At 56.0% G+C, this 22,626-nt stretch carries 36 protein-coding genes and 1 tRNA gene; 17 read left to right on the plus strand and 20 right to left on the minus strand.

Annotated features, from left to right (window positions below):
- Nucleotides 1-24 precede the first annotated feature (24 nt).
- The 3 genes from B3R00_RS03375 to B3R00_RS03385 all read right to left on the minus strand — a co-directional run bounded on the left by B3R00_RS03375 (nt 25) and on the right by B3R00_RS03385 (nt 1,485).
- A tRNA-Arg gene (locus B3R00_RS03375) sits at nt 25-101 on the minus strand.
- 126 nt (nt 102-227) lie between these two features.
- Nucleotides 228-1,262, minus strand: coding sequence for a tyrosine-type recombinase/integrase (locus B3R00_RS03380; RefSeq protein ID WP_286997428.1), 1,035 nt, complete (start codon nt 1,260-1,262; stop codon nt 228-230).
- Nucleotides 1,255-1,485: a DUF4224 domain-containing protein gene (locus B3R00_RS03385; RefSeq protein ID WP_286997429.1), complete on the minus strand. Its 231-nt coding sequence runs from the start codon at nt 1,483-1,485 to the stop codon at nt 1,255-1,257. Before B3R00_RS03385 ends, B3R00_RS03380 begins: the two co-directional genes overlap by 8 nt.
- A 189-nt stretch (nt 1,486-1,674) precedes the next feature.
- Between B3R00_RS03385 and B3R00_RS03390 the strand changes: the two genes are divergently transcribed.
- Nucleotides 1,675-1,827 (plus strand): hypothetical protein, encoded by a 153-nt coding sequence (locus B3R00_RS03390; protein ID WP_174864122.1) that lies wholly within the window; start codon nt 1,675-1,677, stop codon nt 1,825-1,827.
- A 117-nt stretch (nt 1,828-1,944) separates the two neighbouring features.
- Here B3R00_RS03390 and B3R00_RS03395 read toward each other — a convergent pair whose 3' ends face one another.
- On the minus strand, nt 1,945-2,691 hold the full coding sequence (locus B3R00_RS03395; RefSeq protein ID WP_286997431.1) for a BRO-N domain-containing protein: 747 nt from the start codon (nt 2,689-2,691) through the stop codon (nt 1,945-1,947).
- Nucleotides 2,692-3,055: 364 nt separating this feature from the next.
- Here B3R00_RS03395 and B3R00_RS03400 point away from each other — a divergent pair, with 364 nt between their 5' ends.
- Entirely contained in the window at nt 3,056-3,727 is a 672-nt protein-coding gene (locus B3R00_RS03400; RefSeq protein WP_286997432.1) for a hypothetical protein, read from the plus strand.
- Nucleotides 3,728-3,783: 56 nt separating this feature from the next.
- A complete protein-coding gene (locus B3R00_RS03405) occupies nt 3,784-4,041 on the plus strand; it encodes a hypothetical protein (protein WP_286997433.1) in 258 nt (85 codons plus the stop codon).
- A gap of 45 nt (nt 4,042-4,086) precedes the next feature.
- Here B3R00_RS03405 and B3R00_RS03410 read toward each other — a convergent pair whose 3' ends face one another.
- The 7 genes from B3R00_RS03410 to B3R00_RS03440 all read right to left on the minus strand — a co-directional run bounded on the left by B3R00_RS03410 (nt 4,087) and on the right by B3R00_RS03440 (nt 6,608).
- Nucleotides 4,087-4,590, minus strand: a complete 504-nt coding sequence (locus B3R00_RS03410; protein ID WP_286997434.1) for a hypothetical protein — start codon at nt 4,588-4,590, stop codon at nt 4,087-4,089.
- A gap of 37 nt (nt 4,591-4,627) precedes the next feature.
- On the minus strand, nt 4,628-4,831 hold the full coding sequence (locus B3R00_RS03415; protein ID WP_286997435.1) for a hypothetical protein: 204 nt from the start codon (nt 4,829-4,831) through the stop codon (nt 4,628-4,630).
- Nucleotides 4,828-5,091 carry a hypothetical protein gene (locus B3R00_RS03420; RefSeq protein ID WP_286997436.1) on the minus strand — a complete coding sequence of 88 codons (264 nt, stop codon included), beginning with the start codon at nt 5,089-5,091 and terminating at the stop codon, nt 4,828-4,830. The genes B3R00_RS03415 and B3R00_RS03420 overlap by 4 nt, the downstream gene beginning before the upstream one ends.
- A complete protein-coding gene (locus tag B3R00_RS03425; RefSeq protein WP_286997437.1) occupies nt 5,088-5,738 on the minus strand; it encodes a hypothetical protein in 651 nt (216 codons plus the stop codon). Before B3R00_RS03425 ends, B3R00_RS03420 begins: the two co-directional genes overlap by 4 nt.
- 9 nt (nt 5,739-5,747) lie before the next feature.
- Nucleotides 5,748-5,975, minus strand: coding sequence for a hypothetical protein (locus tag B3R00_RS03430; protein ID WP_286997439.1), 228 nt, complete (start codon nt 5,973-5,975; stop codon nt 5,748-5,750).
- Nucleotides 5,976-6,139: 164 nt separating this feature from the next.
- On the minus strand, nt 6,140-6,307 hold the full coding sequence (locus B3R00_RS03435; protein WP_286997441.1) for a hypothetical protein: 168 nt from the start codon (nt 6,305-6,307) through the stop codon (nt 6,140-6,142).
- A 34-nt stretch (nt 6,308-6,341) separates the two neighbouring features.
- Entirely contained in the window at nt 6,342-6,608 is a 267-nt protein-coding gene (locus tag B3R00_RS03440) for a hypothetical protein (RefSeq protein ID WP_286997442.1), read from the minus strand.
- A gap of 490 nt (nt 6,609-7,098) precedes the next feature.
- On the opposite strand from B3R00_RS03440, the gene B3R00_RS03445 reads away from it, so the two are divergent.
- The gene (locus B3R00_RS03445) at nt 7,099-7,428 is read left to right on the plus strand and encodes a cupin domain-containing protein (RefSeq protein WP_286997444.1); all 330 of its coding nucleotides are present in this window, start codon (nt 7,099-7,101) and stop codon (nt 7,426-7,428) included.
- A 127-nt stretch (nt 7,429-7,555) separates the two neighbouring features.
- Here the strand turns inward: B3R00_RS03445 and B3R00_RS03450 are convergent, their stop codons facing one another.
- Nucleotides 7,556-7,882, minus strand: a complete 327-nt coding sequence (locus B3R00_RS03450) for a hypothetical protein (protein WP_219164451.1) — start codon at nt 7,880-7,882, stop codon at nt 7,556-7,558.
- Nucleotides 7,883-8,634: 752 nt separating this feature from the next.
- On the opposite strand from B3R00_RS03450, the gene B3R00_RS03455 reads away from it, so the two are divergent.
- Nucleotides 8,635-8,757, plus strand: coding sequence for a hypothetical protein (locus B3R00_RS03455; RefSeq protein ID WP_286997445.1), 123 nt, complete (start codon nt 8,635-8,637; stop codon nt 8,755-8,757).
- A 51-nt stretch (nt 8,758-8,808) separates the two neighbouring features.
- On the opposite strand, the gene B3R00_RS03460 is transcribed toward B3R00_RS03455, so the two are convergent.
- From B3R00_RS03460 to B3R00_RS03475, 4 genes are all read right to left on the minus strand, one after another.
- A complete protein-coding gene (locus B3R00_RS03460) occupies nt 8,809-9,186 on the minus strand; it encodes a hypothetical protein (protein WP_286997447.1) in 378 nt (125 codons plus the stop codon).
- Nucleotides 9,131-9,697: a helix-turn-helix domain-containing protein gene (locus B3R00_RS03465; protein WP_286997448.1), complete on the minus strand. Its 567-nt coding sequence runs from the start codon at nt 9,695-9,697 to the stop codon at nt 9,131-9,133. Before B3R00_RS03465 ends, B3R00_RS03460 begins: the two co-directional genes overlap by 56 nt.
- Nucleotides 9,684-10,127: a hypothetical protein gene (locus tag B3R00_RS03470; protein WP_286997449.1), complete on the minus strand. Its 444-nt coding sequence runs from the start codon at nt 10,125-10,127 to the stop codon at nt 9,684-9,686. Before B3R00_RS03470 ends, B3R00_RS03465 begins: the two co-directional genes overlap by 14 nt.
- Before the next feature lie 75 nt (nt 10,128-10,202).
- Complete coding sequence (locus B3R00_RS03475; RefSeq protein WP_286997451.1) at nt 10,203-10,898, minus strand: LexA family transcriptional regulator; 696 nt, start codon at nt 10,896-10,898, stop codon at nt 10,203-10,205.
- A gap of 67 nt (nt 10,899-10,965) precedes the next feature.
- On the opposite strand from B3R00_RS03475, the gene B3R00_RS03480 reads away from it, so the two are divergent.
- Nucleotides 10,966-11,223, plus strand: a complete 258-nt coding sequence (locus B3R00_RS03480) for a hypothetical protein (RefSeq protein ID WP_286997453.1) — start codon at nt 10,966-10,968, stop codon at nt 11,221-11,223.
- The gene (locus tag B3R00_RS03485; protein ID WP_286997454.1) at nt 11,216-11,509 is read left to right on the plus strand and encodes a hypothetical protein; all 294 of its coding nucleotides are present in this window, start codon (nt 11,216-11,218) and stop codon (nt 11,507-11,509) included. The genes B3R00_RS03480 and B3R00_RS03485 overlap by 8 nt, the downstream gene beginning before the upstream one ends.
- On the opposite strand, the gene B3R00_RS03490 is transcribed toward B3R00_RS03485, so the two are convergent.
- Both B3R00_RS03490 and B3R00_RS03495 read right to left on the minus strand, forming a co-directional pair.
- Nucleotides 11,499-11,699, minus strand: coding sequence for a hypothetical protein (locus B3R00_RS03490; RefSeq protein ID WP_286997456.1), 201 nt, complete (start codon nt 11,697-11,699; stop codon nt 11,499-11,501). The genes B3R00_RS03485 and B3R00_RS03490 overlap by 11 nt on opposite strands.
- A gap of 96 nt (nt 11,700-11,795) precedes the next feature.
- Entirely contained in the window at nt 11,796-12,044 is a 249-nt protein-coding gene (locus B3R00_RS03495; RefSeq protein ID WP_286997458.1) for a hypothetical protein, read from the minus strand.
- Between the two features lie 81 nt (nt 12,045-12,125).
- Between B3R00_RS03495 and B3R00_RS03500 the strand changes: the two genes are divergently transcribed.
- The 8 genes from B3R00_RS03500 to B3R00_RS03535 all read left to right on the plus strand — a co-directional run bounded on the left by B3R00_RS03500 (nt 12,126) and on the right by B3R00_RS03535 (nt 18,302).
- Nucleotides 12,126-12,599, plus strand: coding sequence for a phage regulatory CII family protein (locus B3R00_RS03500; RefSeq protein ID WP_286997459.1), 474 nt, complete (start codon nt 12,126-12,128; stop codon nt 12,597-12,599).
- 1 nt (nt 12,600) lies between these two features.
- Complete coding sequence (locus tag B3R00_RS03505) at nt 12,601-13,431, plus strand: hypothetical protein (RefSeq protein WP_286997460.1); 831 nt, start codon at nt 12,601-12,603, stop codon at nt 13,429-13,431.
- A 35-nt stretch (nt 13,432-13,466) separates the two neighbouring features.
- Nucleotides 13,467-13,802 (plus strand): hypothetical protein, encoded by a 336-nt coding sequence (locus B3R00_RS03510; protein WP_286997461.1) that lies wholly within the window; start codon nt 13,467-13,469, stop codon nt 13,800-13,802.
- A gap of 17 nt (nt 13,803-13,819) precedes the next feature.
- Nucleotides 13,820-14,776: a helix-turn-helix domain-containing protein gene (locus B3R00_RS03515; protein WP_286997462.1), complete on the plus strand. Its 957-nt coding sequence runs from the start codon at nt 13,820-13,822 to the stop codon at nt 14,774-14,776.
- A gap of 2 nt (nt 14,777-14,778) precedes the next feature.
- A complete protein-coding gene (locus tag B3R00_RS03520; RefSeq protein ID WP_286997463.1) occupies nt 14,779-15,240 on the plus strand; it encodes a hypothetical protein in 462 nt (153 codons plus the stop codon).
- A 115-nt stretch (nt 15,241-15,355) separates the two neighbouring features.
- Complete coding sequence (locus B3R00_RS03525) at nt 15,356-15,904, plus strand: hypothetical protein (RefSeq protein ID WP_286997465.1); 549 nt, start codon at nt 15,356-15,358, stop codon at nt 15,902-15,904.
- A 23-nt stretch (nt 15,905-15,927) separates the two neighbouring features.
- Nucleotides 15,928-17,937 (plus strand): phage terminase large subunit family protein, encoded by a 2,010-nt coding sequence (locus B3R00_RS03530; RefSeq protein WP_286997466.1) that lies wholly within the window; start codon nt 15,928-15,930, stop codon nt 17,935-17,937.
- A gap of 53 nt (nt 17,938-17,990) precedes the next feature.
- The gene (locus tag B3R00_RS03535) at nt 17,991-18,302 is read left to right on the plus strand and encodes a Mor transcription activator family protein (protein ID WP_286997467.1); all 312 of its coding nucleotides are present in this window, start codon (nt 17,991-17,993) and stop codon (nt 18,300-18,302) included.
- A gap of 101 nt (nt 18,303-18,403) precedes the next feature.
- Here the strand turns inward: B3R00_RS03535 and B3R00_RS03540 are convergent, their stop codons facing one another.
- A complete protein-coding gene (locus B3R00_RS03540) occupies nt 18,404-19,075 on the minus strand; it encodes a hypothetical protein (RefSeq protein ID WP_286997469.1) in 672 nt (223 codons plus the stop codon).
- Complete coding sequence (locus B3R00_RS03545) at nt 19,047-20,060, minus strand: hypothetical protein (RefSeq protein ID WP_286997470.1); 1,014 nt, start codon at nt 20,058-20,060, stop codon at nt 19,047-19,049. Before B3R00_RS03545 ends, B3R00_RS03540 begins: the two co-directional genes overlap by 29 nt.
- Before the next feature lie 391 nt (nt 20,061-20,451).
- Here B3R00_RS03545 and B3R00_RS03550 point away from each other — a divergent pair, with 391 nt between their 5' ends.
- Both B3R00_RS03550 and dcm read left to right on the plus strand, forming a co-directional pair.
- Nucleotides 20,452-21,276 carry a Rha family transcriptional regulator gene (locus B3R00_RS03550; RefSeq protein ID WP_286997471.1) on the plus strand — a complete coding sequence of 275 codons (825 nt, stop codon included), beginning with the start codon at nt 20,452-20,454 and terminating at the stop codon, nt 21,274-21,276.
- Nucleotides 21,277-21,541: 265 nt separating this feature from the next.
- The gene (gene dcm, locus B3R00_RS03555; protein WP_286997472.1) at nt 21,542-22,591 is read left to right on the plus strand and encodes a DNA (cytosine-5-)-methyltransferase; all 1,050 of its coding nucleotides are present in this window, start codon (nt 21,542-21,544) and stop codon (nt 22,589-22,591) included.
- Nucleotides 22,592-22,626: the final 35 nt, after the last annotated feature.

The following is a 22,626-nucleotide window of genomic DNA, read 5'->3' on the forward strand; positions in this document are numbered from 1 at the left end:
AAGCGGCTTTTAAAGCATCTTGTGTGGCGCGGCGTACTGGAATCGAACCAGTGACCCACAGCTTAGAAGGCTGTTGCTCTATCCAACTGAGCTAACGCCACCACTTTGTTTTTGCTAGATTTCTAGCTCCGTAAATGATAGCGCACTTTGCAATAAATGCGGAGCGCTCCGCATTTGCCAAATCTGCCATTCTCATTACTGATGGTTATTATGCCGGAAACGAAGCCCTATTTCGTGGGTTTGACCCGTGTACCACGGCGTAAGTAATGGCGTTTGGTGGTTTGCACGCTGGTGTGGCCCAGTTGATTTGCTGCTGCCTGTTCCCCTCTGCTGTCTGCAACGTCATCAGCGGCCTTGGCGCGCAGATCGTAGAACCAGAATGTGCGGATAGCTTCAGCCAGTGACTTGTTGCTTGCTGCATCTGCGGCCTCTGCTGCTTTCGTGCGTGCCACTTCAAAGTGTCTGCGCAGGGTGATGGGTGTGATGGCCGTGCCTTGCTTGTTGGTCAGTAGGTTGTCGCTGTGTAGCTTGCACTGCGCTTTGTGCTGTGCAATGCGCTCTAGCAGGACGGCTAGTTCCCCTTCAATCACAAAGCGCAGCGGTGTGCCGGTCTTGCTTTGTTTGATGACCAGGTGCCCATCTTGAATGTGCTGCTCTGTCAGTGTGCGCACATCACCTGGGCGCTGGCCGGTCAAGTAGGCCAAATCCATGGCGTTCTTAAGCAAGTCACTCCCTTGGTCGTATACGGCACGGTACACCTCATCAGTGATGTACACATTTCGCTTCCCAAGTGCGTGGCCTTCAATGCCTGTGCATGGGTTCTCTGCCTCAGTCCAGCCCCATGCGCGTGCCATGTTGAACATGTGGCTGAACGTGCGCTTTAAGCGGTTGGCTGTGGTGGGCGTGTCTTTGGCCCATTGCAGCAGCTGGTAGATGTGCTTGGGCTTGATGGCATTCAGCGGCGCTGGTGTTGGGTTGCAGAAAAAATCACGCAACTTTCTGAGGTCGCCGCGTTGCGTGTTTTGTGTGGACTTGGCTTTGGTGGCGAGTACTTCAGCCTCGTACTTATCAGCCAAATCGGCAAACGTCTCTTGGGGGCCTTGATGGGGCAGGGCAGAAAGCTCAAGCCATTTTTTAACTGCTTCGCGGTAGTCGCTGCCCAGCGGGATCTCTTTGCGGGGCTTGGCGCCGGTATCAAAGTAGTAATACGTTTTGCCCGACTTCTGTCTGCGGGCACGGAAGTTGGGCATTGAATTAACCATGGGCGAATGCTGGCTCCCATACTGCTGGGGCCATCTCCTGTTTGGTGGTTGCACCTTCAATCACGGCACGTGCCACTATGGGGCGGCCTGCCGCGTTTACGTAAAAAGGTATATGCATTGTGCGCAGTGCGGCGGCTTGCAGGGCTTCGCGGGTTCTCCCATTTTTGCCTTGCCGAATACCGGTTAGTTCTTTGATCTCTTCAGGGCTGAGAAACAGTGCCATCGCTATGACTCCAAGGAAAAAGCCCACGCGGTATGCACCGGGTGGGCTGGGTGAGGGGGCGTCTGTCGGGTCAGTGGCCGGGGCAGGGTGTCAGGTGGGGTGGTTTGTGAACTGCTTTGTTACCCTTGCATAAGCTTTGTTGCAGGCGCGGCTTTTACACTTGGTCATCTTTTAACTCCCACAAAGAAAATGAAAAAACTCATCGGTTTGGCTTTACTTGCCGCAGTGCTGACAGGTTGCGCGGTGTACACGCCCAGCGGCTCGGTGGTGGTTGACCCCGGGCATGGCGGCGGTCATGGTGGTTTCTGCCCACCCGGTCAGGCCAAAAAAGGCAACTGCTGATTGGCGCAGCGGTTTTCTGCCCCAACAAAAAGCCCGCATACAGCGGGCTTTGTTGTTAAAAAGTGGCTCTAGCGCTTATGCAGCAAGCGCTAGCAGCTATCAAACTTAATGCATTGCCTAGCGCAATTGCAAGCTGCCTTGGGTAATGCCTGCTGGGGCAGCAGACTGCGCGGCAGCGTGGCGGGCCTGCGCCTCGGCGCGCTCGGCCATGCGGGTGGTGCAGGCGGCGGCAAGGTGGGCCAGCGTGGTGTCGGGCACCATCAGGTCGGTGCGAATGGCCTTGGCCAGCTGCGGCAGCGTCATGGCGATAGAGCCAACCTCCAGCGCCTGCACGTGGGCCCGCAGCTCGTGGCTGTTGCCCGTAAAGCCCAGCAGCAGGCGGGTGAAGTGGGGCGGCTCACCATCTTTAAGCACGGCATCAAACACCGCCTGATACACCTGCGCCGTGGCGGCGTGGGCCAGTTGGCGGGCTAGATCGATGCGGCTGGTGGTTTCTTGGGGCTGGCTGTGATTACCGGATTGCTGCTCCAGCACATCCAGCACCCAGGTGCGGAATTCTTTGGCCACCGAAGTGCGGGCAAACATGGCCAGCAGGTGCGCGCCACGCAGGCTGAAGATGCGGGTTTCGCGCTGCAACTGACCGTTGTTTTGCGAGACGGTCAAATTGACCGTCTGGGTCATCGCACTGGTGAATTCGTCTGCTCTGCGGCGGTAGATGCGGCTGATTGCATCTTCTTCTGCATAGCCCAAGGCGCGGGCAATGTCGCTGGCTTTGAGCCACGGCTGCCCATGTTGGTCAACGATTTCGAAAGTAGTGGAACGAAAAGACAGCGCTGATGCGCGGGTGCTGGTGGTGTCAGCCATAACGGCCTCCGTAGGTTGCATGTTTGCTACAACCACCGCCTTTGACGCCAACCAAAGGGCGGTGACTCGAAGAGGTTGGCGTACCGGGCAACCCTGCGGCAAACCGGCGAGCCTTGCGGCTCCCCCTCCGAGCCACCATAAAACTGGGGCCACAGACGAAAAAGCCGCACGACTGCGGGAACAAGTGCGGCTTTTCATCACCGCAGGAAGTTGCTTCGGGACGCCAATCCCGATCACGCTTTACTGGCGTGACGGGGTGGAGTGTACGCCAAACAGTCGCATTATGCGAATTTATTTCGACACTTTTGCGACATTTAGATGCTGATTTTGGAGTAATCTTCTTCGTTTACTTGGAGGTTTATTTGTGAGAAAAAATTCTAATAATAAATGTGGATTAATATGCTTTTTACTATTATTCATTTTATCCGTGATTGTATTTTTAATAATTATCAATGATGCTGATGTTAAAAATTGGGTGAAGCATAATGAAGGTATGGCCTCATGGGTGCAAGCATTTTTTTCTGTTATCGCAATAATCGGCAGTGCATGGGTGGCAAATGATTTGTTTTCTAAAGAAAAAGGTCATGAAGCAATGTTGCGGGAGCAAGAAGTTTTAATAAAATCTGTTGCAGTAGTATCTAATTTAATTGATTTTTCTGAATTGATAAATAAACTTTTAGAAAAAAGAAAAAAAATGACCGTGCTTAATGTACAGGTATTGAATGATGATATTTCATATATTATCAACAAATCCCCATTGCCAGAACGAGATTACATTGAAAAAACAATATATGCTGATCCTGAATTGGCAAAATCTTTAGCAATTGCAGCTGAATCAGTTAGGCAGTTAATTAATAATTTAAACTTTTATATGGATGTATATAAAAAAGACAATTATATTTTGCCACCTGAGAAAAATGAAAAAGTAATTGAGTTGATAACTTATATCAGTTGTAACTCAAATTTTGCAGTTGTTAGATTGATTGATTTTTTAGAATCTTATAATGTTAGAGTTATGGATAAAAAAATTAATTAATATTAATCGCTGTTAATGGCAAAGACAAAATGTAATAATATTTTTTATCTGAAAAAATGCTCAACCTCTACGAATCAATGACCGGTGCCCTGCGTGAGCACTGGAAAACTCATAACAACGCATACCCTCAGCGCTTTGAGCTGACTGCCAGCGCGCATGCGGCGCTGGTGGAAAACCGTGAGCTGGTGGTCACGACCATGAACTACAGCAACCGCAGTGCGTTGGGCGAGGACTTCTTGGGCGTTCCCATTGTTGTGTCCGAGGCTGGCAATGTGATGGTGGCTGTAGATGGTTCGGTGGTGCCGCTGGGGTAAAAACTGCCTCTAGCGCTTATCCATCAAGCGCTAGCAGCTATTGTTTTATTTGCCTGTCGGCTCTTCCGTGCACTGCTCAATAATTTGAAAAGCCCAGTCCTCGGTGCTGTCTGGCAGGCTGTCGCAACACTCCAGCAGGTCAGCCAGTTGGTTGATGAGGTCGCGCAGGCTGTCGTTGTAGTAGGTGGCTGCAAACGGGCGCGGCTCCAGCGCAACCTGCGATGCGGCAAAAAACAGCCACATTTGCATGTGCATGAATAGGCCCTGCAACACGCGCATGCGTTCCCAGGTAGTGGTAACGCATTCAGGCAGGCCCAAGGTTTGCGCGCTGGGCATGCCGGTGTAGTTTTCGCTGATTAAGTCTGGAGCCTCGTTGCTGCCCTCCGGTGCAAGGCAGAGCATCTTGCTAAGCAGTGGCTTGAGGTTTTCCCATTGATTGCGCATGTCTTCGGCGGTGGCTTGTGGATTGGCTACCGTGGCGTTCATCTTGTGAAACTCGGTGTACGTGCGGCCAAAGTTGGAAATGGTGTAGGGCGTGTGTGTTGGCATGGTGATCTTGGTAAAAACTACCCCTAGCGCTTATCCATCAAGCGCTAGTAGCTATTGATTTGTATTGCCCTGCGGTGGCCGGGCGGTAAGTCACGCGAGGCTTGCCGCCTTTGGCCAGCAGGCGGGCAAAGCGGGCAAGCTCGAGTGATTCGAAGTCGTAGGCATCTGGCCCCCACTGCACGGGTGTGCTGGTGGGGATGGCTTGAATGCCGTGTTCTGTCATGCGCCACTTGCATTTCATGGGCTTGCTGGGCAGTCTTGCGCCAGTGCTTTGATCAGCGCCTCACCCTCTGGCCACAGCGCGCCCAGCGCCAGGGTGCGGCGCATGCGGGGTAGCTGCTCAGGGTGGTAATACTTGGCGCCCATGTGGGTGGCGGCGGGCTCAAACCCGTAGGCGGCAAGGCCTTTGGCGTCAATGCGCAGTGGCCGAATGGCATGGTTAACTTGCCCAAGGTTTAGCAGCCCTGCGGTGTCGGGCTTGGTGGCGGCTGCGTTGCTCATGTGGCGGCGGCGGTTTGGTGGTGGCCGTAGCGCTGCAGCTCGTGCCAGTTGGTCAGCACCAGGTGCTGCAGGTGCTTGATGTCACCCATGTTGTGCAGGGTGAGATCGGCTTGGATCTGCAGGTGCTCGGTGCTGGTGGCGTGGGCGGTGCGCTGTTCGTGGCCGGGGCGCTCAATGCGCCAGATGGTGCCGCCCAGGCTGCGGATTAGCTCTGCCTCATTCAGCTTGTACACATCAGCCAGCACGATGGGGCGGTGGCAGCTGTGGCTGCGGTAGTGGTTGATGCGCTGCAGGGTGTGCTGTACCCAATAGGCAGGGTCTTGCGCGCGGCGGTATTCGCTGCCCCACCATTCCAGAATTTGGCGCGGGCTGCGGGGCGTTTGCAGGTCGCCCTCTGCGTGGGCTTGCATGCGCTGCACAAATGCTTTGTCTGTGCAGTGTTGCAGAGCCAGCAGGCGCTGTGGCTGGGTTTTGCCAAGGCGGTCGCTCAACTCCAGAATGCTGCAGCCAAAGGCTTGGGCCACTTCGGCGTAAATGCCATCACTGAACGCCATGGCGCGCGCGTCGGCGTGCGTTTCCAGCAGCTGGGCGACGGTGGTTTTGCCGGTGTTGTGGTGGCCGGTAATGCCTAGAACGATGGGGTGCATGTTGAATCCTTAAAGCGCTTGGTAGCCAGACAACCCTTGCCCGGTGCGGTAGTGGCCGCGCACAGAGCCCGTGCAGATGCGGGTGTTGTCGCTTGGCGGCGGCAGGGTGATGTGCTGCACCTTTACGTGCGCGGGCCAGATGATTTGTGCCGGCGCTTTGCTGGCAATGCGGGTGCGTGATGGGGTGGCCTTGAGCAGCGGTTTGGGGTTGCGCGGCGCGGGTTTGGTGGTGGGCATGGCGTTACCTGAATTTATGAGCACGTTGCGCACGCATATGCTCGGTTTGAAAGTGGTTTTGCAGTGAATCAAGCTGCTGCTTTGCGCTGGCAGCTTTGTTTTCTATAGCGCTGAGCACTTGGCTGCGGCGGCGGTCTTGTTGCTGCAGCAGGGCCAGCAGCCCATCAAGCGCGGTGGGTGTTGAGGGGTTTGGTGCTGACGGCGCTGGCCCAGGGGTAGATGCGCAGTGCGTAAGTGGCTGCCTCTGCCCCTGAGCGCTGCTGGGTGATGAGCTGGATGTGCTCTTTGTTGTTGACAAGGCTGATGCGGTAGGTGCGAAGTTGGCGGGCCATGGCGGTGCTCCGTGCTGTGGGGTGCGTTGGGGGTTCATAACTGGGGCAGTGCCAGCGGCTGCTGCAAGCCAGCGCGCAGGCGGCGGATGGTGCGCGCCGTGGCGGGTATGCCGGGCAGTGCTTGCTGGGCTTGTGTGGCGGCCAGATCGGCCTGCAGCTTTTGGCGCGCAAGGCGTTCACGCTCGCGGCGGATGGTGGCGGCCACGTCAGTGCTGGCAGCGCAGTGGTAGACGAAGCGGCGGTCAGTGAGCAACTGGCTGGGCAGCGTTAAGCGCCCGGGCGGGTTGGGTGCGGCTTGCATGGCATGTCTCCTGTGCAGGCGTTAAAAAACCACCTCAGTGGGTGGCTTGCTTGGTGAGCTGGTGCACAAGGGTGTGTGCTGGCTCGGGTGGGTGAAAAGCCATCTAGTGAGCCCGCTGGAACCTGCCGGAGGGGCTGTGGTGCAAAGGCCTCCCGTCCTTCGCGCACAAGGTCAGCGGTCTCGCTGGATGGCCCTGCGTTTAGCGCCTGCAGGTGGTTGGCGGTGTTTATTGCCCGCGTGGCTTGGTGTTACATGGGTGGCTCCGTCAAACATTGGGGCGAAAAAAAGCCCACCAGCTGAGGGTGGGCAGGTCATAAAAAGCCGGTGCCTTGCGGCGCGCTGGGGCAAGCGGTTGAGGGAGGGAGGAGATGCCCCCAGCCCGGCTGGAAACTCAAGAATTGGCGGTGCGCGGTGGCCAAGGGCGGGTCAAAAGCCTTGTTGTTTCAGCCCGCTCAGTTGACACTGGTCATCACCGATAAGGAGGTTGGCTATGGCTCTGACACACGCATCGTCTGGTCAAGTGATCAATGTACGGCCGCTGGGCAACGGGCTGTCTGACACTAAAACCACCGCGCTTTTCAAGTCCGAAGATCTTTCGGTTTTAAGGTTTGTTTTGGCGGCTGGGCAGCAGTTGCCCGCGCACCAGATGCCGGGCGAGATCACTATTCAATGCCTTGAAGGGTGCCTGGAGGTGACTTGCGACGGCACACCCAAGACGCTTCACGCTGGCGAAATGCTGTTTCTTGCGCGCCAGACCGTGCATGCAGTCAAAGCGCTGCAGGCCGCCAGCGCACTGGTCACGATTGCCCTCAAGCATTAAGCGCTGGGGCGTAAAACCCAAACACCCTGCAATCCTTGCGGAAGGGTATTTGGGTTTTCCCTCTGCTGTCGTGCAGAGGGCAACGCCGCTTGCGCGGAGGGGTTTCAAAGGCGCAGCGCGTCAGGCCTTATCTGCGGTAAGAGAGCTCAAGGCCAAGGTATCTGTCCGTCATGGTGGCGTTGACGAATGGGCCGTTGGGGTCTGGCTTGAACTCAAGCACCGTGTACTTGGTGTCACGCGTCTTGATGGCCACTGCATTGATGTGGGCCTTCGCCTTGCTTTTGGTGCGGTTGCTGAGCGCACTCAGCGAAGGTGATTTGCGTGCATTAGCGCAGTGCTGACGAACGGCGGCGATGGTTATGCCCAGCTGGTTCGCAATCGTGCTGTGGGGCTTGCCTTCGTTATTGAGCGTAGTGATCTGCAGACCTTGCTCTTTGGTTAGGGAATTAGCCAAATTTCTTCTGCTCCTTAAACATGTCAAGGGTTAGAGAACCTGTGGAAATAAGGTCAGCAAGAAAAGTGCTTACTGACAAATTAACCATAGGGCGACAGGGGATTTTAACGTTTCAGAGCTTTTTTGTCTGAAAAGCAAAAAATTAACCTTAAATATGCTTTTTTGCTGTAAGTACAGACATTTTGTGGCCCGTGGGTAGCAGACATAAAGGGGTAGCTTCTTAAACCCAAACCCCCTTTAGTAAAGGCGCTTGGGTTTTCCCTCTGCTGTCGTGCAGAGGGCAACGCCGCTTGCGCGGTGGGCTTTGCTGTTCTTGGCAACCCGGTTTGCCTCACCCTTTGACCGTGTACGCACTTTGGCGACTGGATACAGCGGGACACTGCGCGGAGCACCCGCCTTGCCGGGTGACGCTATGGAGCCGGACGAACCCCAAACATTGGCTGGGGAGCAACATCGGCGGCGACTTGTGAAAGACCGGGGCTTGCCCGGTCGATGCCGTGGTGCCCATCGCGGGTGCACCTTGCTGCGCGCCGTGGGGCACTAGACCTTCCTCTTGCTTCGATTCGGTTCGGGGCGGATCGCTTCCCCTTGGTCGTTTCGCTGTTGGTGCTGCGATTGACGAATTAAACAATACGTTTATCAGGGTGTCAAACGTTTTGTTTAAACATGGTGTTGTAAGTTGTACTTGATTGATTTCATCTGACAGGCGGAGCTTTAGAACTGGGCTACAACTTTGGAAGGAGGACACTGTCATGCAACATCACCCCAAAGAACCGCGTAAGGAGCCAGAACCCAAGCCCGAGCCAATTGACCCGCCCAGCGATACCCCGCCGGTTGAGCTGCCGGGTGAGCCTATGGATGAGCCCAATGTTTAGGGCGCAAAAAAGCCCGCGCAGTGCGGGCTAAGTGCGCGAGTATTGGAGGTTTTACGCTTTGTTAATCTGTGCTGTTTGCAGCTCAGTGATGAGATCAATCAACTCTTTGTTCCAGCCGGCTCCTCCGGCTTCGAGTTGATCTTTGCCTTGAACCAAAGATTCAATGATCTGCTTGGCTAGTTCCGCTAATCCAATTGTCGGTAAAACAATTTCAGTGGCCACGAAGTGGGAGATTTCGTTGCCGTCTGCAGAGCGTTGTGGTGGATGGCTGGAGAACACCAAGCGTGAGACGGGATAGCCTAATGACACTTGGGAAACACCTTCGCAAAAAACAGGTTGATGACGAACACTTGTAAACCTGTGGGATGGCTGGTTAGCAGGTGTAGTAGCTGGTTTTTGCAGTTCGGTCTTGGGTGTAGAAGTTGTCATGGTGCTCGTCTCTTAAATCATCTGTATTGATGGTGAGCAGGTAACGGCTGCTCTGCAAATCGCGCTCGGCAGTCACTGCAGTAAACACTGAGGTGTAGGCAGCTGCGCTGAGCGGAAGGGTCTTGTCTTGCACGGGCAGCGTGCTTTGGCTTTGGCTGCGCTGGGTAGCGGTGTAAAAAATGACATCTTTTGCCTCTTCTTCGAAGCTAGCTACGTGCCGTGCAGCCTCGTTGGGCTTGTAGGTGGCATTAAGCATGGCGAGCGTAGAGACAAACTCCACGCGCAAGCCTGTGTCAAAAGCACTGCTGAGCTTGAATAAAGTCTGCAGGCTTAACTGGCCATAGCTGGGGTCTTCCAGACGCGAAATCGCTGTCTGGGTGGTCTTCATTTGTTTTGCTAGCTCAGCCTGACTTAGGTTGCGATCCAGGCGCATGGCTCGGATTTGGTGTGCAAGCGCAGTGGTAATTTCTGCCTCTACATACGCGTCACGTGCTTCCTTATTCTTCTTCATCTTGAGGAAAGTCCTCTCCATCAACTTGGAGAGTGCGACTGGATGCTGTCCCTTCTTTGTGCGCTTTGAAACGCTCGAAGGCGATGTCGAAGGCGTCAGCTGGGTCATAGATCTTTTGCTTATGGTGGCAGACAAGGAGGATGACAAATGTATTTTTTCCAGAAGGGAAGTAGCCGAGAGCTCGTTCTTCTCTCTTTTTTGCTGTGTAGCGAATTTCATGGAGTTTGAACCCAGCAGCTTTGAATTTTTTGTCGCCTAGCGTTACTTTTTTTGCGTAGGGCTCATTCCATTGATCAAGTGGCGAAATTGCAAGGTGCTCTACAGCGCGCTCAAAGCGAATGCTGTCTGCGGGTAAGTAGCTGTCGATAGTTTTTTGTACATCACAACGACCTCTTGCATTCACGAAGACTTCGAACTTCCAAAGCATCATATCAATTTTGCGATATTTATTAGTGGTAATTAACCTGATTACTTGCTTTGGAGGTGGTCTTGATGAAAGCTGTGTTCACAACTTTTTGCCATTCCATGCCCACACCACACGCCCCAGTACACGCAGTTGGTGGTCGCCGTTGAGCACATCCACGGTCTTGATGTTGACGTTGTCGGAACTGACTTCCATGGCGCCATCCATACGGATGCGCACGCGCTTGATGTAGAGCTGGCCACGCACTTCCAGTACGTACACACCCTCAATGCTGGATGGGTCGCGAGAGCCTACGTCCACCAGCAGCACATCACCATCACTGAAGGTGGGGGCCATGCTCTCGCCGTGGGCATGGATGAACTTCAGCTCTCGAATATTGCCGGGGCGAATGTGCTGGTTGATCCAGTGCGATGACAAGGCTAAGTCGCCCACCACATAGTCCGCATCAAGCACGTCATTGCCCTGGCCCATGCTGCCGCAGTTGGCAAGTAGGGGGATCCGTACTAAATCTTCTGGCTCAACTGCTGCTGTGGGTTGATGAATCAGTGCTGTCGCTGTAGTGCCAGCCACCATAGGGCCTTCGCCAGTGAGCAGCCAAGCTGCACGAACGCCAATCACCGTCTCAGCAGTCATCGCGCCTGCGCGAGAAACGCCACGTGTTTCCCAGTTCTTGACGGTCTGAGGTGATTCGTTGAGAAGGCGAGCCACGGCAGATTGACCAGAGATGTCACGAAGTTGCTTGGCGGCTTGGTACAGCCTGTCAGTAGAAGCATGCATATGTGAAATTTTCTGTTTAGTAAACAAAATGTTGTTAAACGTTATGTTTGACTTTTGTTTAAACTGAATGTTTAATTTGCGCATGCATCAAGACGAACAGCTCATCTCTCGGCTCGGCGGCGTAGTGAAGTTCGCAACGCGCTTGGGTCTCGACCCTAAAAAAGGCGGCGCCCAGCGTGTCCAGAACTGGAAAAGTCGCGGCATTCCCGCTGCTATCGAACGCGATAACCCATGGATTGCCCAGGAGCGCAGCTTGATGCGCAGCGGCGCCTACCTGCGCGACGCCCCCTTGCCCCAAGCAACGCAGGAGGTGGCGCATGGCTGAGTCAATCCCAGAAGTTGCTTGCCCTGAAAAGTGGGCTAAAGCGCAGGCCCTCAAAGCGCAGCAGGCCCTAGAGTTTGCACAGGTGCGTGAGCGCAATGCAGGGCTCGAGCAGGTGGCCAGCATCACGGTGGTGCTGCACAAGAGTGGCCAGGTAAGTCTGTCGAGTGAGCGTGGTGGACGGCCTGACTCAAGTTCTTCGGCGTTTGACCAGGTTTTGCTTGGCCAGCGCGTGCTGCAACTGGCCCAAGAGCTGCGCGATATCTTGCTGTACGGGGTCAGGCTTTGACTTCGTATAGCTCGTTGAAGATGACTTGCACCATGGCCTGGCCTTGCTGGTTGCAGCCTTGGTCTTTCACATCCAGCACGCTGAGGTCGGCGTTGCCAAAGTACACCAAGTCGTCTTCTTGGATGGTCTCGACAAAGTGTGCAAAGCGTGCGCGGAATTCTTTGCCGCTCATAAATTTTTCTTGGCTCATGCTCGCCCTCCTTGGCATTGGTTGTGTGGGAGCTTCCATCGTAGCCAAGGCAGGGGCGGGCACCCATTCGACAGTGACGGGCGGCGCGCATGCCGCTTACCCCACCACGATGCGTTGCAGCCTGCGCAGGGCTTGCACTTCTTCGAGCGTGGCGCTTTTGGTCATTTGCATTTTGGCTGTGGTCATGTCCAGCCAGGCGTTCATGCGCTCGGCAGTGAAGCCTTTGCGCTCGCATTCCAAGATGGTGGCCATTTGGGCCAAGAACTCTTCCAAGGCGGTGACACGCAGTTGGAGGATGGCGAATTCTTCGGCTGTGGGCGCTGGTGCTTGCGATTCATTGGGCATGTTGGCTCCTGAGCAGGGGGTGTTGCTGTGACGGCATTCAGTTTCTCAGCAGCTTGCTTTCCGGGCTATGGCGAAAAACATGTGCATGCCGACATTGCCCGCGGTATGGATGTTTTGGATGCTGCTTTTCTGATTGCCCAAGAGACGCCGGGCGGTGTGCAGGCGTTGGCGCACCGGATGGGTGTTTCGCCCAATACGCTGCAGCACAAGCTGAACCCCAACAACGTTTCACACCATTTGTCTCTGAAAGAGGCGGTGGCTTTGCAGACGGTGTCTGGTTTGCCATATGTGCTGTATGCAATGTCTGCAGCCCTTGACCATGTTTGCCTGCGCTCTCGCCCTGATGTAGCGGAGGGCGATGCCTGGGAGGCTTTCCGCTTTTTGCAGCAGTCCATGGGTGAGTTGACGGCTGCAGCTGCTGATGCATTGCGAGGTGATGGTGCTGTGAGTGCCAATGCGCACCGCCGTGTGGAACACCAAGCCAATGAGTTGATTGCGGGTGTAAGTGCCTTGGTGAATGCCGTGGCTGCCCGCTCACCCAAGCGAGAGGCCTGATATGCACCTCCAACTGAGCGCCAGCGTGATGAACCAGGCCGAGCTGCTGAAGCAGTTGCACGGACTGACCGGGCCGCAGGCCGCGCGGGCCTATGCCAAGGCGCTGAACGACACAGGGTTTGAGATACGCCGTGCCATGCAGGACGAAATGCGGGCTGTGTTTGACCGCCCCACCAGCTACATCATCCGCAGCCCGCGTGTGCGCATGGCCAAGCCAGACAAGCTGAGCGTGACGATTGAGCCCGCCTACATGGGTGGCAAGGGTGTTGACCCGCAAAAGATCCTGAACGCCCAGGCCTGGGGCGGCCGCCGCCACGACAAGCGCAGTGAGGTGGCTTTGCGCCGTGCAGGCATCTTGCCCACCGGATATCAAACGGCCATTCCTGACGACGCACGCGGCGGCCCGTACCCCGGCAGTGACGACGGCAGAGGCAATTTGCGTGGCGCATTTCTGGTGCAGCTGATTAGCTACTTCCAGGCGTTTGGGGAGCAGGGCTACCGGGCCAACATGAGCGCCCGGGGCTACCAGCGCGTGCACCGCGGCACCAAGAGGCAGACAGGGCGGCGCTACTTTGTGGCGTATGGCGCGTTGCGTGGCGGCCCGCGCATCACCAAAAAAGGCGAGCCAGATAACCGCACGGCCCACTTGCAGCCCGGTATCTGGGCCGTGAGTGGCACAGGCGGTGCGGACTTGCGCCCCGTGCTGCTGTTTGTGGAGACCGGCACGTACCAGCCCCGCCTGGACATGAACAAGGTGGCCCAACGGGCCGATGCCGAGGCCTATCTGGCCCGGCGCATTCGTTTCCGCCTGCGGGAGGCCGCTGGCGTGTAGCCGGTGCCTGCCCAGATATCAAGAGGAGATCAACCATGCAACACACCACCGTAACGGGGCGTGACACCAGCGCCGCAGCATTTGCCGCCTTGGGCAATGAAGGGCGCCGCCGCCTGAATGAGCGGCTGTACGAATCCCTGCGCCATGCCCACCAGTACGGCACGCGTGACATGAGCCGCCGTGAGCTGCGCGACTACCACCACAAGCACACGGGCGAGTGGCTGGAGCTGTCCAGCGTGGCCAGCACCGTCAACGCCTTGCTGGCCGCAGGCAAGTTGGAGGAGGGCGAGGTGCGCATGTGCAGCTTGTCTACCCGCCAGCGAGAGATCAAGCCCGTGCGCTGCAAGGCGCGTCAGGCGCGGCTGGACTGATATCGAAAGCGATAGCTATGAGCACCATCATCATGTCGGCCTGCTGGCCGCTACAGGGCATGTCTGCCGCGCAAAAGGCCGTTCTGATATCGCTGGCTGACCAAGCGAGTGACGACGGCGTGTGCTGGCCAGGTATTGGCACGATTGCACGGCGCACCTGTCTCTCGGAACGTGCAGTGCAAGAGGCACTGTCATGGCTGCAGAAAGTGGGGCTGGTTTACCGCGAGTACCGCACCAACTCCAGTACCAGCTACACCATCACTCCGGGCCGTTTTGATCCGAGCAAAGCACCTGCTGCCCGTAGTCGTTTGAAGGCAGGTGGTGCATATGGCGCACCCCCCGCAGATAGCGCACCCCCCGCACACGGCGCACCAGGGGGTGAACCAGGCGCACCCCTACCCCCGCAGGAGGCGCACCCCAGGGGTGCGCCAAGCGCACCCAAATCATCATTGAACCGTAATAGGAACCATCAAAGAACCGCCATCTGCGCGGGCGGCGGGCGCGAGGATTTGCCAGACCTCCATGAACTGCCCAAGCCAGCAGCAGGTGGCAGCCATGAGCTGGCAGGCACGGTGTGCCAGCTGCTCAAGCGCATGGGCATGGGGCTGGTCAACCCGAGCAACTCCAAGCTGAACGCGCTGCTCAACGCTGGCGTGACGGTGGGGCAGATCGAGGAGGCCGCCCGCAAGGCGTTGGACAAAGGCAAAACCTTCACCTACGCCCTGGCGATTGTCGAGCGGGAGGAGCGCGATGCCCGCAATCTGGGGCAAGCGCTGGCCCAGCAGCGCGTTGCACAGCAGGCTGGCGCCGAGACCTTTGCCCAGCGGGCAGCACGCCTGCGGGTGGAGGAGGTCTCGCCCGCCGTGGCCCGCAAGGTGCCCGGTGTGCTGAGTGCGTTTGAGCGTGCACAGGCCTTCATGAACGGGGCAGACGTGATCGACGTCACGCCCTCGCAACCCCGCATCGGAGGCTGAGCGTGGAGCAGCAGACCTTTACCGACGTGATCGAGCTGATCTTCGGCAAGCTGCAGGTGCGCTACGGCGCAGCGTGGCTGCGGCAGTGGGACGGTGTGGACATGAACCTCGTCAAAAGCGACTGGGGCAGTGAGCTGGTGGGCTTTGCCAACAACCTGGAGCCGCTGCGCTACGCCTTGCGCCATCTGCCTGAGCGTTGCCCCAACGTGAGCCAGTTCCGCGCGATTGCCAACGGTTGCCCACTGCCGCAGTTCAAGCAACTGCCTGCGCCAGAGACAGACCCTGCGGTGGTGGCAGAGCAGCTGGCGCGCCAGACCGAGATCCGCAAGGCCATCACCCCACGCGAGGACGGCAAGGAATGGGCACGCCGCATCGTGGCTCGGCTGAAGAACGGTGACACCAGCATCTGCCGCTACAGCGCCATGTCGGCCCGCATGGCGCTGGGCATGGAGGCCAAGCTGTGATGGCCGCCGCCTGCACCGTGGGCTGCGCCGGTCGCGGGTCCTTCCCGGCCAGTCCGGAAGCGGGTAATTCGAGCCGCGATGTCGGACTGTTCAGCAAGTTTCCTAAGGGGGTTAAGTGAAGGTTCTGCCTTATTTGGATGCTCACATTTCGCAAGCAGAATTTGCGCAGATGGTGGGTGTGAGCGAAGCCAGCATCAGCAAGCGCGTGAGCGATGGCGTGCTGACCCGTGGTGAATGTGCCCATGCCTGGATGGTTGCTTATTGCGAACACCTGCGCGACCAGGCCGCAGGCCGCCTGGGTGAAACCTTGGGTCTGGACCTGGTGCAAGAGCGCGCCGGTTTGGCCCGCGCCCAGCGTGAATCGCAGGAGCTGAAAAACGCCGTCGCCCGCGGCGAGTACGCCCCCATCGGCATCCTAGCCGACGTGCTCGCCCTGGCCAGCTCCGCCATTGTTGACCGGCTGGACCAGCTTGAAGGCCAGCTGCGCAAAGCCTGCCCAGACCTGCCCGAAGAAGCCCGCATGGTCATCCTCCGCGTGATTGCCGATGCGCGTAACGAATGGATCCGCTCCACCTCCAAGCTGGTGGCCGACTCGTTAGACCGCATGGCCCAGTCAGAGGCAGATGAGGCCGACGCACTTGATATCAGCGAAGGTGCAGCTTGACCGTATCGTTCCCGTCAGAAGCCATGGCCGCCATCCAGTCCGCCACAGAGCTGGGCCTGTCCAGCCTGCGCGCTGAAGTGCCGCAAACCCTCAGCGAATGGGCGGCTGCACACTTCATCCTGGCGGGTGAATCCAGCCACCAAAAGGGCGGCTGGGTGGGCTGGCCCTTCCAGCAGGGCATTCTGGATTTCATGAGTGACGACCGTATCGAAGAGCTTGCCGTCAAAAAGTCAAAGCGCGTGGGCTACACCAAGATGATCACTGCCTTCGTGGCCTACAACATCGCCCATCGCCGCCGCAAGCAAGCCCTGTGGCAGCCCACCGACGATGACCGAGACAGCTACGTCAAAAGCGAGATTGAGCCGGTGTTGGATGGCGTAGCCGCCGTGCAAGCCGCACGCCGCCAGGGCAAGGGTGTGGAAGACACCATCAAATACAAACCTTTTCGCGACAGCGTGCTGCACCTGCTGGGCGGCAAGGCAGCGCGGGCTTACCGGCGCATTACCGTGGCCGTTTCCATCTTGGATGAGTGGAGTGCGTTTGACCAAACCATTGAAAAGTCTGGCGACCCCGGCACCCTCGCCAAAGGCCGCTTGGAGGGCGCGCCGTACCCCAAGTTTGTGGGCGGTAGCACACCCCGCGTCAAAGGCCTGTGCCACGTAGAGCGCGCGTGTGAAGAGTCCGCCGCCTACGTGCAATACCACATCGACTGCCCCCACTGCGGTGCAGACCACCCGCTGGTGTGGGGCGGCAAACACCTGCCCTACGGCTTCAAATGGCAAAAGGGCAGGCCAGACACCGTGCACCACATCTGCCCCCACTGCCACCAAAGCATCACGCAGGCAGACTACCTGCCCGGCGGCTGGCCCCTCACCGGCACCTGGGTGTGCAAAAAAACCGGCATGCGCTATGGCGCAGACCGCGTCTGGCGCAACGCACAGGGCCAGCCCTGCAAGCCACCGCGCACACTGGGCGTACACGTCTGGGCCGCCTACAGCCCCCAGCGCACCTGGGCCAGCATTGTTGATGAGTTTGAAAAAGCCCATCGCGCCCTGCAAGCCGGTGACATGGCCCCCATGACCGGCTTCACCAACGAAACGCTGGGCGACACCTGGGAAGTAAAGGGCGACAGCAGCGACGAACACGCCCTGCAAGCCCGGGCAGAAGACTACCGCCTGGGCATCGTCCCCAAGGGCGCGCTGCTGCTCACCGCAGGCGTAGACGTACAGCGTGACCGGTGGGAAGTCACCGTCTGGGGCTGGACCCGTGGGCTGGAAAGCTGGGTCGTCGCGCACGAAGTGCTCTACGGCAACCCCGCCAGCGACGCCGACTGGCAGCCGCTGGAGCAATACCTCCTCCAGCGCTTCCCCCAGGCGTGGCACGGCGGCAGTCTGGGCATCAGCGCCGTCAGCATTGACTCGTCCGACCAAACCCAAAGCGTCTACAACTGGGTGCGTAGCGCCCAAACCCGCATCCCCGGCCTGCGCGCCATCAAGGGCGACAACAACGACAGCCGTGCCATCGTCGGCCCCAGCAGTCTGCAGGAAGTGAACCACCGTGGCCGCAAAATTAAACACGGCATCAAGCTCTGGCTGGTGGGTGTAGACAACGCCAAAGACCTGCTGCTGGGCCAGCTTGCCATTACAGAGGCTGGCCCCGGCTACGTCCACACCAGCACAGACCTCAAGCGCGAGTGGTACGAACAACTCACCGCAGAGCAGCGCATCCTCACCAAACTCAACGGCAAAGACACCTACAAATGGGTCAAACGCCGCCCGCGCAATGAAGTGCTGGACTGCCGCAACTACGCCCTGCACGCCGCCATGGCCCACGGCATCCACAAATGGCCCGAATCCAGATGGCTGCAACTGGAGCAAACCGTGCAGCCCCCGCAAGACCTGTTCAGCACACCACCAGCCCAAGAGCAGGGCGCACAGCCATCACCGCCCGCCGCCCCCGCGCAGCACCAGCCAGCGCAGCCTGCCACCACCACGGCAGACGAAGACATATTTGCCCCAATCAGCCTGCAATGACCACCACACCTGCGCAACCAGCTATCAAAACAATGAACAACCGCACCAGCACTATGAGTAACGCAACCCCCACCCCCTCAGTTTCCAGCAACAAGCTAGACCCCATCGCCGTGCTGCGTGAAGAGCTGGCCGCCGCTGCCGTGTGCCACGGCGTGGAGCGGGTGGAAGATTTGACCGAGGCACTGGTCACCCGCGTCGTGCAGCGCCTGGGTGGCACCACCGTTTATGTGCGCAACCCCCGGGTCATGGAGCGGGAACGATTGGCGCAAGAAGTGCGCGCCAAGTTCAATGGCCGCAACACCCGCGCGCTGGCGCGGGAGTACGGGGTGAGCGTGCGGTGGGTGCAGAGGTTGCTGGTGGATTGAATGGGGGGCTTATGAGTGGGAAAAGAGAGACGTATCAGCTATTGCCTGCCATGGATGATTGGGCTAAAAGGCCATAGACTCATAATATGAATAGTATTTTTTTATTCACGCATCTTTGCCATTTCGCCACTTTCTAATGACCATCTAACAGTTGTACAAAGAACTTGATAGATGTTAAACACAAAAGTTTTGAGAAGCATAATTAGATAAATACACCATGCACCAAATATTGAAAAGAATATTTTTAGAAAATCTTCGTAAAAGTTTGAACCAACACAGGTTGGAATTAGATTGAAAAAATATTTAATTATTAATACTAGAGGGCCATTTGGCTGAGCGAATATGGTTAGGATTGCACATGTAAAAATAAAAGCGCAGTAATGTATAAATGACAGCATAAAAGCTGACATGTTATATTTTAAATAGCTTTCATTGGTTTTTTTGTACTTCCTTATTGCCATGAAGTTGAATAGCTCAACTTTTGTTACGGTTACAAATATAGTAAATCCTGCTACTAAAAAACCGATGACAGCAGGTGCTAATGAAGCTCCAAACGCAAGAGTGGAACGAATATTTTTTGATAAATCAGATGTTGTTGGGTTGATGTAATAGCAATAAAATATAAGACTAAAAAAAGCAATCAAAAAAGCAAGTGTATTAAATTTGCTAGAAGGGAATTTGAATGATAACTTATATAAATCCCACATGGACTTTTCATTATGGAGTCCTGCAGGGTCAATAAAATCATTCGCTGATACTTTGGGCAAGCTCATTTAGCTTATCCTCATGTTTTATGTTTAAAACTGGTTTCGCTACAAAAAGCGTCCCTTTACTAACTAGTGTTTTAAACATTGTATTAAATAGTGTGGCTGCTGTTTTTCTGTCTTTTGGTATTTTTTCAATTGGAATACTAACAGTAAAGTCCTCATTGCTACCATTAAGCTTGCTTCCATCCTCTCGAAGGCCTTTGAATTTTAATTCTGAATTTCCATCTAAAGCACCTTCAAGTTCTTCTTCAACATTATCTTTGGCTAGACCCTCGGGGTTTCGATAGGTGATTGTAGTTACTTCTGAGTCAAGTTTTTTATTCACTGAGCGAAGTCCTTCAAAAAGCTCGGAATTATCAAGCTCATTGTTTGGTTTCACCATTCTAACTTTAATTTCACTTAATGTCTTGAATTGACTAATGAATGAGGATAAGCTTCCTTTACCTGGCAAAGCAACAATTTCCAAAACGGGAATGCCAATAGATTCAGCAATTGATTTCTTTGTCACTCTTTTGTCGATTAGACCAATTTCTTTTTGTTGTTTTAAATCTTCAAACAACTTGCCAATATAATCATTTCTACTTCTTCGGAAGAATGATTCAATTGTTGTTCTGAATTTTGCTAATCCAGGTGCACCAGAAACTTCTTTGATATAAATTAACTTATGATCCCTAAGTCTTAAAACGAAGAAAGAGGAAAGAGCGACCTCCATAGAAGCCTCATTTGGAATGATCTTCTCGGAAAATATCTGTGTTCTTTTATATTTTGTATCAACAACGAATTGCCCTGCAACGACCAGTTCATTGTTTCCGTTTTCTTGAATATTTAACAGTTCAACATTATGAAGAAACATGCGTTCTTCTCCATAAATCCTAACGTGATTTACAGTGAATGCAGGTATCACAATTTCATGCAAATAAGTCAAAAGCTCATCATTTCCAAAATGACAAACAAAATTTGCAAAATCGACCCTTTTTTTATATTCAGCCATGTCAATACTGTTGGTAACAAAATGATGCGATCCTGATATCGGGGAGCCTTCCTGTCAAGGAAACTTGGCAAAAGGTTGGCGCGCCGATGCGCAAAGCAGACTTAGGGCAGCGCTTGTACTAGAATGCGCAAATCACGCCCGTAAGCGTGATCTGGGCTTGGTCGCCCGGTAACAAAGGCGCAGCAGCCGCGCCACAAACAAGTTGGTTGCGGCTTTTTGCTTTCTAAGCGTGTCTGCGCACGCACACGGCTCCGGTTTACGGTGGGCCGTGTGGGGACACCCGCAAGGGTGTGCCGGTTCCTTTGTCCGGTCGACCAACCCTGCACGGTCCACCACCTTCTCTTGGTCGGGGAGGTGATGGGTACAAAACCTGTCACAAAGGAGCCTCGTCATGGCTGACTCCATCAATTCTTCCGTCCCCGCTGTCTCTGCTAGCCCTGAGCTTGTTGTTCACGACGGCATCATCACTACCTCCAGCCTGCAAGTCGCACATTTCTTTGGTAAGCGCCATACGCATGTGTTGCGGGCAATTAAGAATCTGTTGGCCGAAATGCCTGAAGGGTATGCGCCCAATTTTGGGCTGATGCAGACAGATGTTGATTTGGGCAATGGGGGCACAAGGAAAACACCTGCTTACCGCATGACCCGAGAAGGCTTCATGCTCCTCGCCATGGGCTTCACCGGCAAAGAGGCGCTGCGCTGGAAGCTGGCCTTCATCGCCGCCTTCAACCGCATGGAGGCCGAGCTGCAAAAGCCCGCCTACGACCCCGCACGCATCCAGCTGGCCCACAGCCTGGCCGCCCAGGCCGCCGCGCAAGTCACCCAGACGGTGTTTGATGCCATTGCCTCCGGCCGCAACAGCGACTGGCGCCGTGTGCGCTACCTGCTCAGCTTTGGCTACGACCGCGACGGCCAACCCACCATTCCCCAGGCGCAGGTGGTGGGGGACGACCAGATGGTCACCTCCCTGAACGCGCTCGTCCAGCACATCACCAAGCACGACGTCATCCCCTCCGACGCGCAACTGGCCGCACTGGTCACCGCCTGCGCCCACCAACTCTCCGAACGCGCCCAGGTGCGCGAACTGCGCGCCGCCACCAAAGCCAGCGCCGCCCCAGCCACCACCTCCAGCGCCGTGGCCGCGCCCATACCACCCCACATCGGGCACGACGGCAAGCCATTGCCCCCCGACACTTTCCGCGCCGTGTTTGTGTGAGGGTTGGGCGGTCAGGTTTTGATAGCTGCTGGCGCTTTCTGGGTAAGCGCTGGTGGCTGTTTTTATCTGAATTTTCGTGTGCAGCTCTGAAGCTCTGATTTCATGCCCCGGCGAGAGTGTGGACGGGGGACTCAACCTATACTAGAAAGATTAAGCTTCTGCGCAGCTGAAGGCGCTGTAACTGGGCAGGCGGGCCACTTCCGGCCTGACCAATCAGTCAGCTCTGACTTAAGCCTTCTGCTGGCGTAGTGCTGCTAACTGATAAATGACTTCCAAATTCCGTTTTATTGATCTGTTCGCCGGTATCGGTGGATTACGTCGTGGCTTTGAGGCTGCAGGGGGCGAGTGCGTCTGGACTTCTGAGTGGAACAAATATTCCAATCAGACGTATCTGGCTAACTTTCCTCACGACAGGCATGAGCTGGCAGGTGATATTACGCAGGTAGACCCTGCTGATGTGCCTGATCATGACTTGCTGCTTGCGGGCTTCCCTTGCCAGCCGTTTTCGATTGCAGGGGTTTCCAAGAAGAACTCGCTGGGGCGTGCTCACGGGTTTGATGATGAGACGCAGGGCACGCTGTTCTTCAATATTGAAAGCATCATCAAGGCAAAGCGCCCGGCTGCTTTTCTGCTGGAGAACGTGAAGAACCTCCGGTCGCACGACCGGGGTAATACTTTCCGCGTGATCATGGAGCACCTTGAGGCACTGGGCTATCACGTGCCGGAGCCTCGCATCATTGATGCCAAGCGCTACCTGCCGCAGCACCGTGAGCGTATTTTCATTGCCGGTTTCCGCAAGGATGTGGACTGGAGCCTGCTGGCCATGGATCTGCCAGACGTGGACAAGGGCCCGAAGCTCAAGGAAATTCTGCACCGCACGGATGGCACGGAGCCGTTTCTCGAACACGATGGCAATCGTTACTTTGACCATCAGGCCTGCAAGGTGCCAGACAAGTACATCCTGACAGAGAAGCTGTGGGCCTATCTGCAGGCATACAAGGAAAAGCATCAGAAGGCCGGCAATGGCTTTGGCTTTGGTCTGGTGGGCCCCAATGATGTGTCACGCACGCTGTCTGCCCGCTACCACAAGGATGGCAGTGAGGTGCTGATTGACCGCGGAGAGGGCCTGCGCCCACGCCGCCTGACGCCGCGTGAATGTGCACGCCTGATGGGTTACCCCGACAGCCATGTCATTCCCGTCAGCGACACGCAGGCCTATCAGCAGTTTGGAAATTCTGTGGCTGTGCCTGTGATTGAAGATATTGCAAGGCATATGGTGCCCCAGCTGCTGAAGGTCATGAAGTCTAAAAAATAACATCTCAGCTCTGAAGCTTCAGTCATCATTACTGA

This window comes from Comamonas sp. UBA7840 (assembly GCF_002501455.1).
Classification (GTDB): Bacteria; Pseudomonadota; Gammaproteobacteria; order Burkholderiales; family Burkholderiaceae_C; genus Comamonas; species Comamonas jiangduensis.

Bases quoted from the DNA above. Each gene is read 5' to 3' on its own strand.
- B3R00_RS03425 (WP_286997437.1), bottom strand. From the start codon at position 5,738: ATGCACCCCATCGTTCTAGGCATTACCGGCCACCACAACACCGGCAAA.
- B3R00_RS03440 (WP_286997442.1), bottom strand. From the start codon at position 6,608: ATGCAAGCCGCACCCAACCCGCCCGGGCGCTTAACGCTGCCCAGCCAG.
- B3R00_RS03535 (WP_286997467.1), top strand. From the start codon at position 17,991: ATGAGTAACGCAACCCCCACCCCCTCAGTTTCCAGCAACAAGCTAGAC.
- B3R00_RS03490 (WP_286997456.1), bottom strand. From the start codon at position 11,699: ATGAGCCAAGAAAAATTTATGAGCGGCAAAGAATTCCGCGCACGCTTT.
- B3R00_RS03465 (WP_286997448.1), bottom strand. From the start codon at position 9,697: ATGAAGAAGAATAAGGAAGCACGTGACGCGTATGTAGAGGCAGAAATT.
- B3R00_RS03395 (WP_286997431.1), bottom strand. From the start codon at position 2,691: ATGGCTGACACCACCAGCACCCGCGCATCAGCGCTGTCTTTTCGTTCC.
- B3R00_RS03470 (WP_286997449.1), bottom strand. From the start codon at position 10,127: ATGATGCTTTGGAAGTTCGAAGTCTTCGTGAATGCAAGAGGTCGTTGT.
- B3R00_RS03415 (WP_286997435.1), bottom strand. From the start codon at position 4,831: ATGAAATGCAAGTGGCGCATGACAGAACACGGCATTCAAGCCATCCCC.
- B3R00_RS03455 (WP_286997445.1), top strand. From the start codon at position 8,635: ATGCAACATCACCCCAAAGAACCGCGTAAGGAGCCAGAACCCAAGCCC.
- B3R00_RS03390 (WP_174864122.1), top strand. From the start codon at position 1,675: ATGAAAAAACTCATCGGTTTGGCTTTACTTGCCGCAGTGCTGACAGGT.
- B3R00_RS03430 (WP_286997439.1), bottom strand. From the start codon at position 5,975: ATGCCCACCACCAAACCCGCGCCGCGCAACCCCAAACCGCTGCTCAAG.
- B3R00_RS03480 (WP_286997453.1), top strand. From the start codon at position 10,966: ATGTTTAATTTGCGCATGCATCAAGACGAACAGCTCATCTCTCGGCTC.
- B3R00_RS03545 (WP_286997470.1), bottom strand. From the start codon at position 20,060: ATGGCTGAATATAAAAAAAGGGTCGATTTTGCAAATTTTGTTTGTCAT.
- B3R00_RS03540 (WP_286997469.1), bottom strand. From the start codon at position 19,075: ATGAGCTTGCCCAAAGTATCAGCGAATGATTTTATTGACCCTGCAGGA.
- B3R00_RS03550 (WP_286997471.1), top strand. From the start codon at position 20,452: ATGGCTGACTCCATCAATTCTTCCGTCCCCGCTGTCTCTGCTAGCCCT.
- B3R00_RS03475 (WP_286997451.1), bottom strand. From the start codon at position 10,898: ATGCATGCTTCTACTGACAGGCTGTACCAAGCCGCCAAGCAACTTCGT.
- B3R00_RS03485 (WP_286997454.1), top strand. From the start codon at position 11,216: ATGGCTGAGTCAATCCCAGAAGTTGCTTGCCCTGAAAAGTGGGCTAAA.
- B3R00_RS03510 (WP_286997461.1), top strand. From the start codon at position 13,467: ATGCAACACACCACCGTAACGGGGCGTGACACCAGCGCCGCAGCATTT.
- B3R00_RS03515 (WP_286997462.1), top strand. From the start codon at position 13,820: ATGAGCACCATCATCATGTCGGCCTGCTGGCCGCTACAGGGCATGTCT.
- B3R00_RS03380 (WP_286997428.1), bottom strand. From the start codon at position 1,262: ATGGTTAATTCAATGCCCAACTTCCGTGCCCGCAGACAGAAGTCGGGC.
- B3R00_RS03385 (WP_286997429.1), bottom strand. From the start codon at position 1,485: ATGGCACTGTTTCTCAGCCCTGAAGAGATCAAAGAACTAACCGGTATT.
- B3R00_RS03495 (WP_286997458.1), bottom strand. From the start codon at position 12,044: ATGCCCAATGAATCGCAAGCACCAGCGCCCACAGCCGAAGAATTCGCC.
- B3R00_RS03435 (WP_286997441.1), bottom strand. From the start codon at position 6,307: ATGGCCCGCCAACTTCGCACCTACCGCATCAGCCTTGTCAACAACAAA.
- B3R00_RS03445 (WP_286997444.1), top strand. From the start codon at position 7,099: ATGGCTCTGACACACGCATCGTCTGGTCAAGTGATCAATGTACGGCCG.
- B3R00_RS03530 (WP_286997466.1), top strand. From the start codon at position 15,928: ATGGCCGCCATCCAGTCCGCCACAGAGCTGGGCCTGTCCAGCCTGCGC.
- B3R00_RS03460 (WP_286997447.1), bottom strand. From the start codon at position 9,186: ATGACAACTTCTACACCCAAGACCGAACTGCAAAAACCAGCTACTACA.
- B3R00_RS03405 (WP_286997433.1), top strand. From the start codon at position 3,784: ATGCTCAACCTCTACGAATCAATGACCGGTGCCCTGCGTGAGCACTGG.
- B3R00_RS03505 (WP_286997460.1), top strand. From the start codon at position 12,601: ATGCACCTCCAACTGAGCGCCAGCGTGATGAACCAGGCCGAGCTGCTG.
- B3R00_RS03410 (WP_286997434.1), bottom strand. From the start codon at position 4,590: ATGCCAACACACACGCCCTACACCATTTCCAACTTTGGCCGCACGTAC.
- dcm (WP_286997472.1), top strand. From the start codon at position 21,542: ATGACTTCCAAATTCCGTTTTATTGATCTGTTCGCCGGTATCGGTGGA.
- B3R00_RS03420 (WP_286997436.1), bottom strand. From the start codon at position 5,091: ATGAGCAACGCAGCCGCCACCAAGCCCGACACCGCAGGGCTGCTAAAC.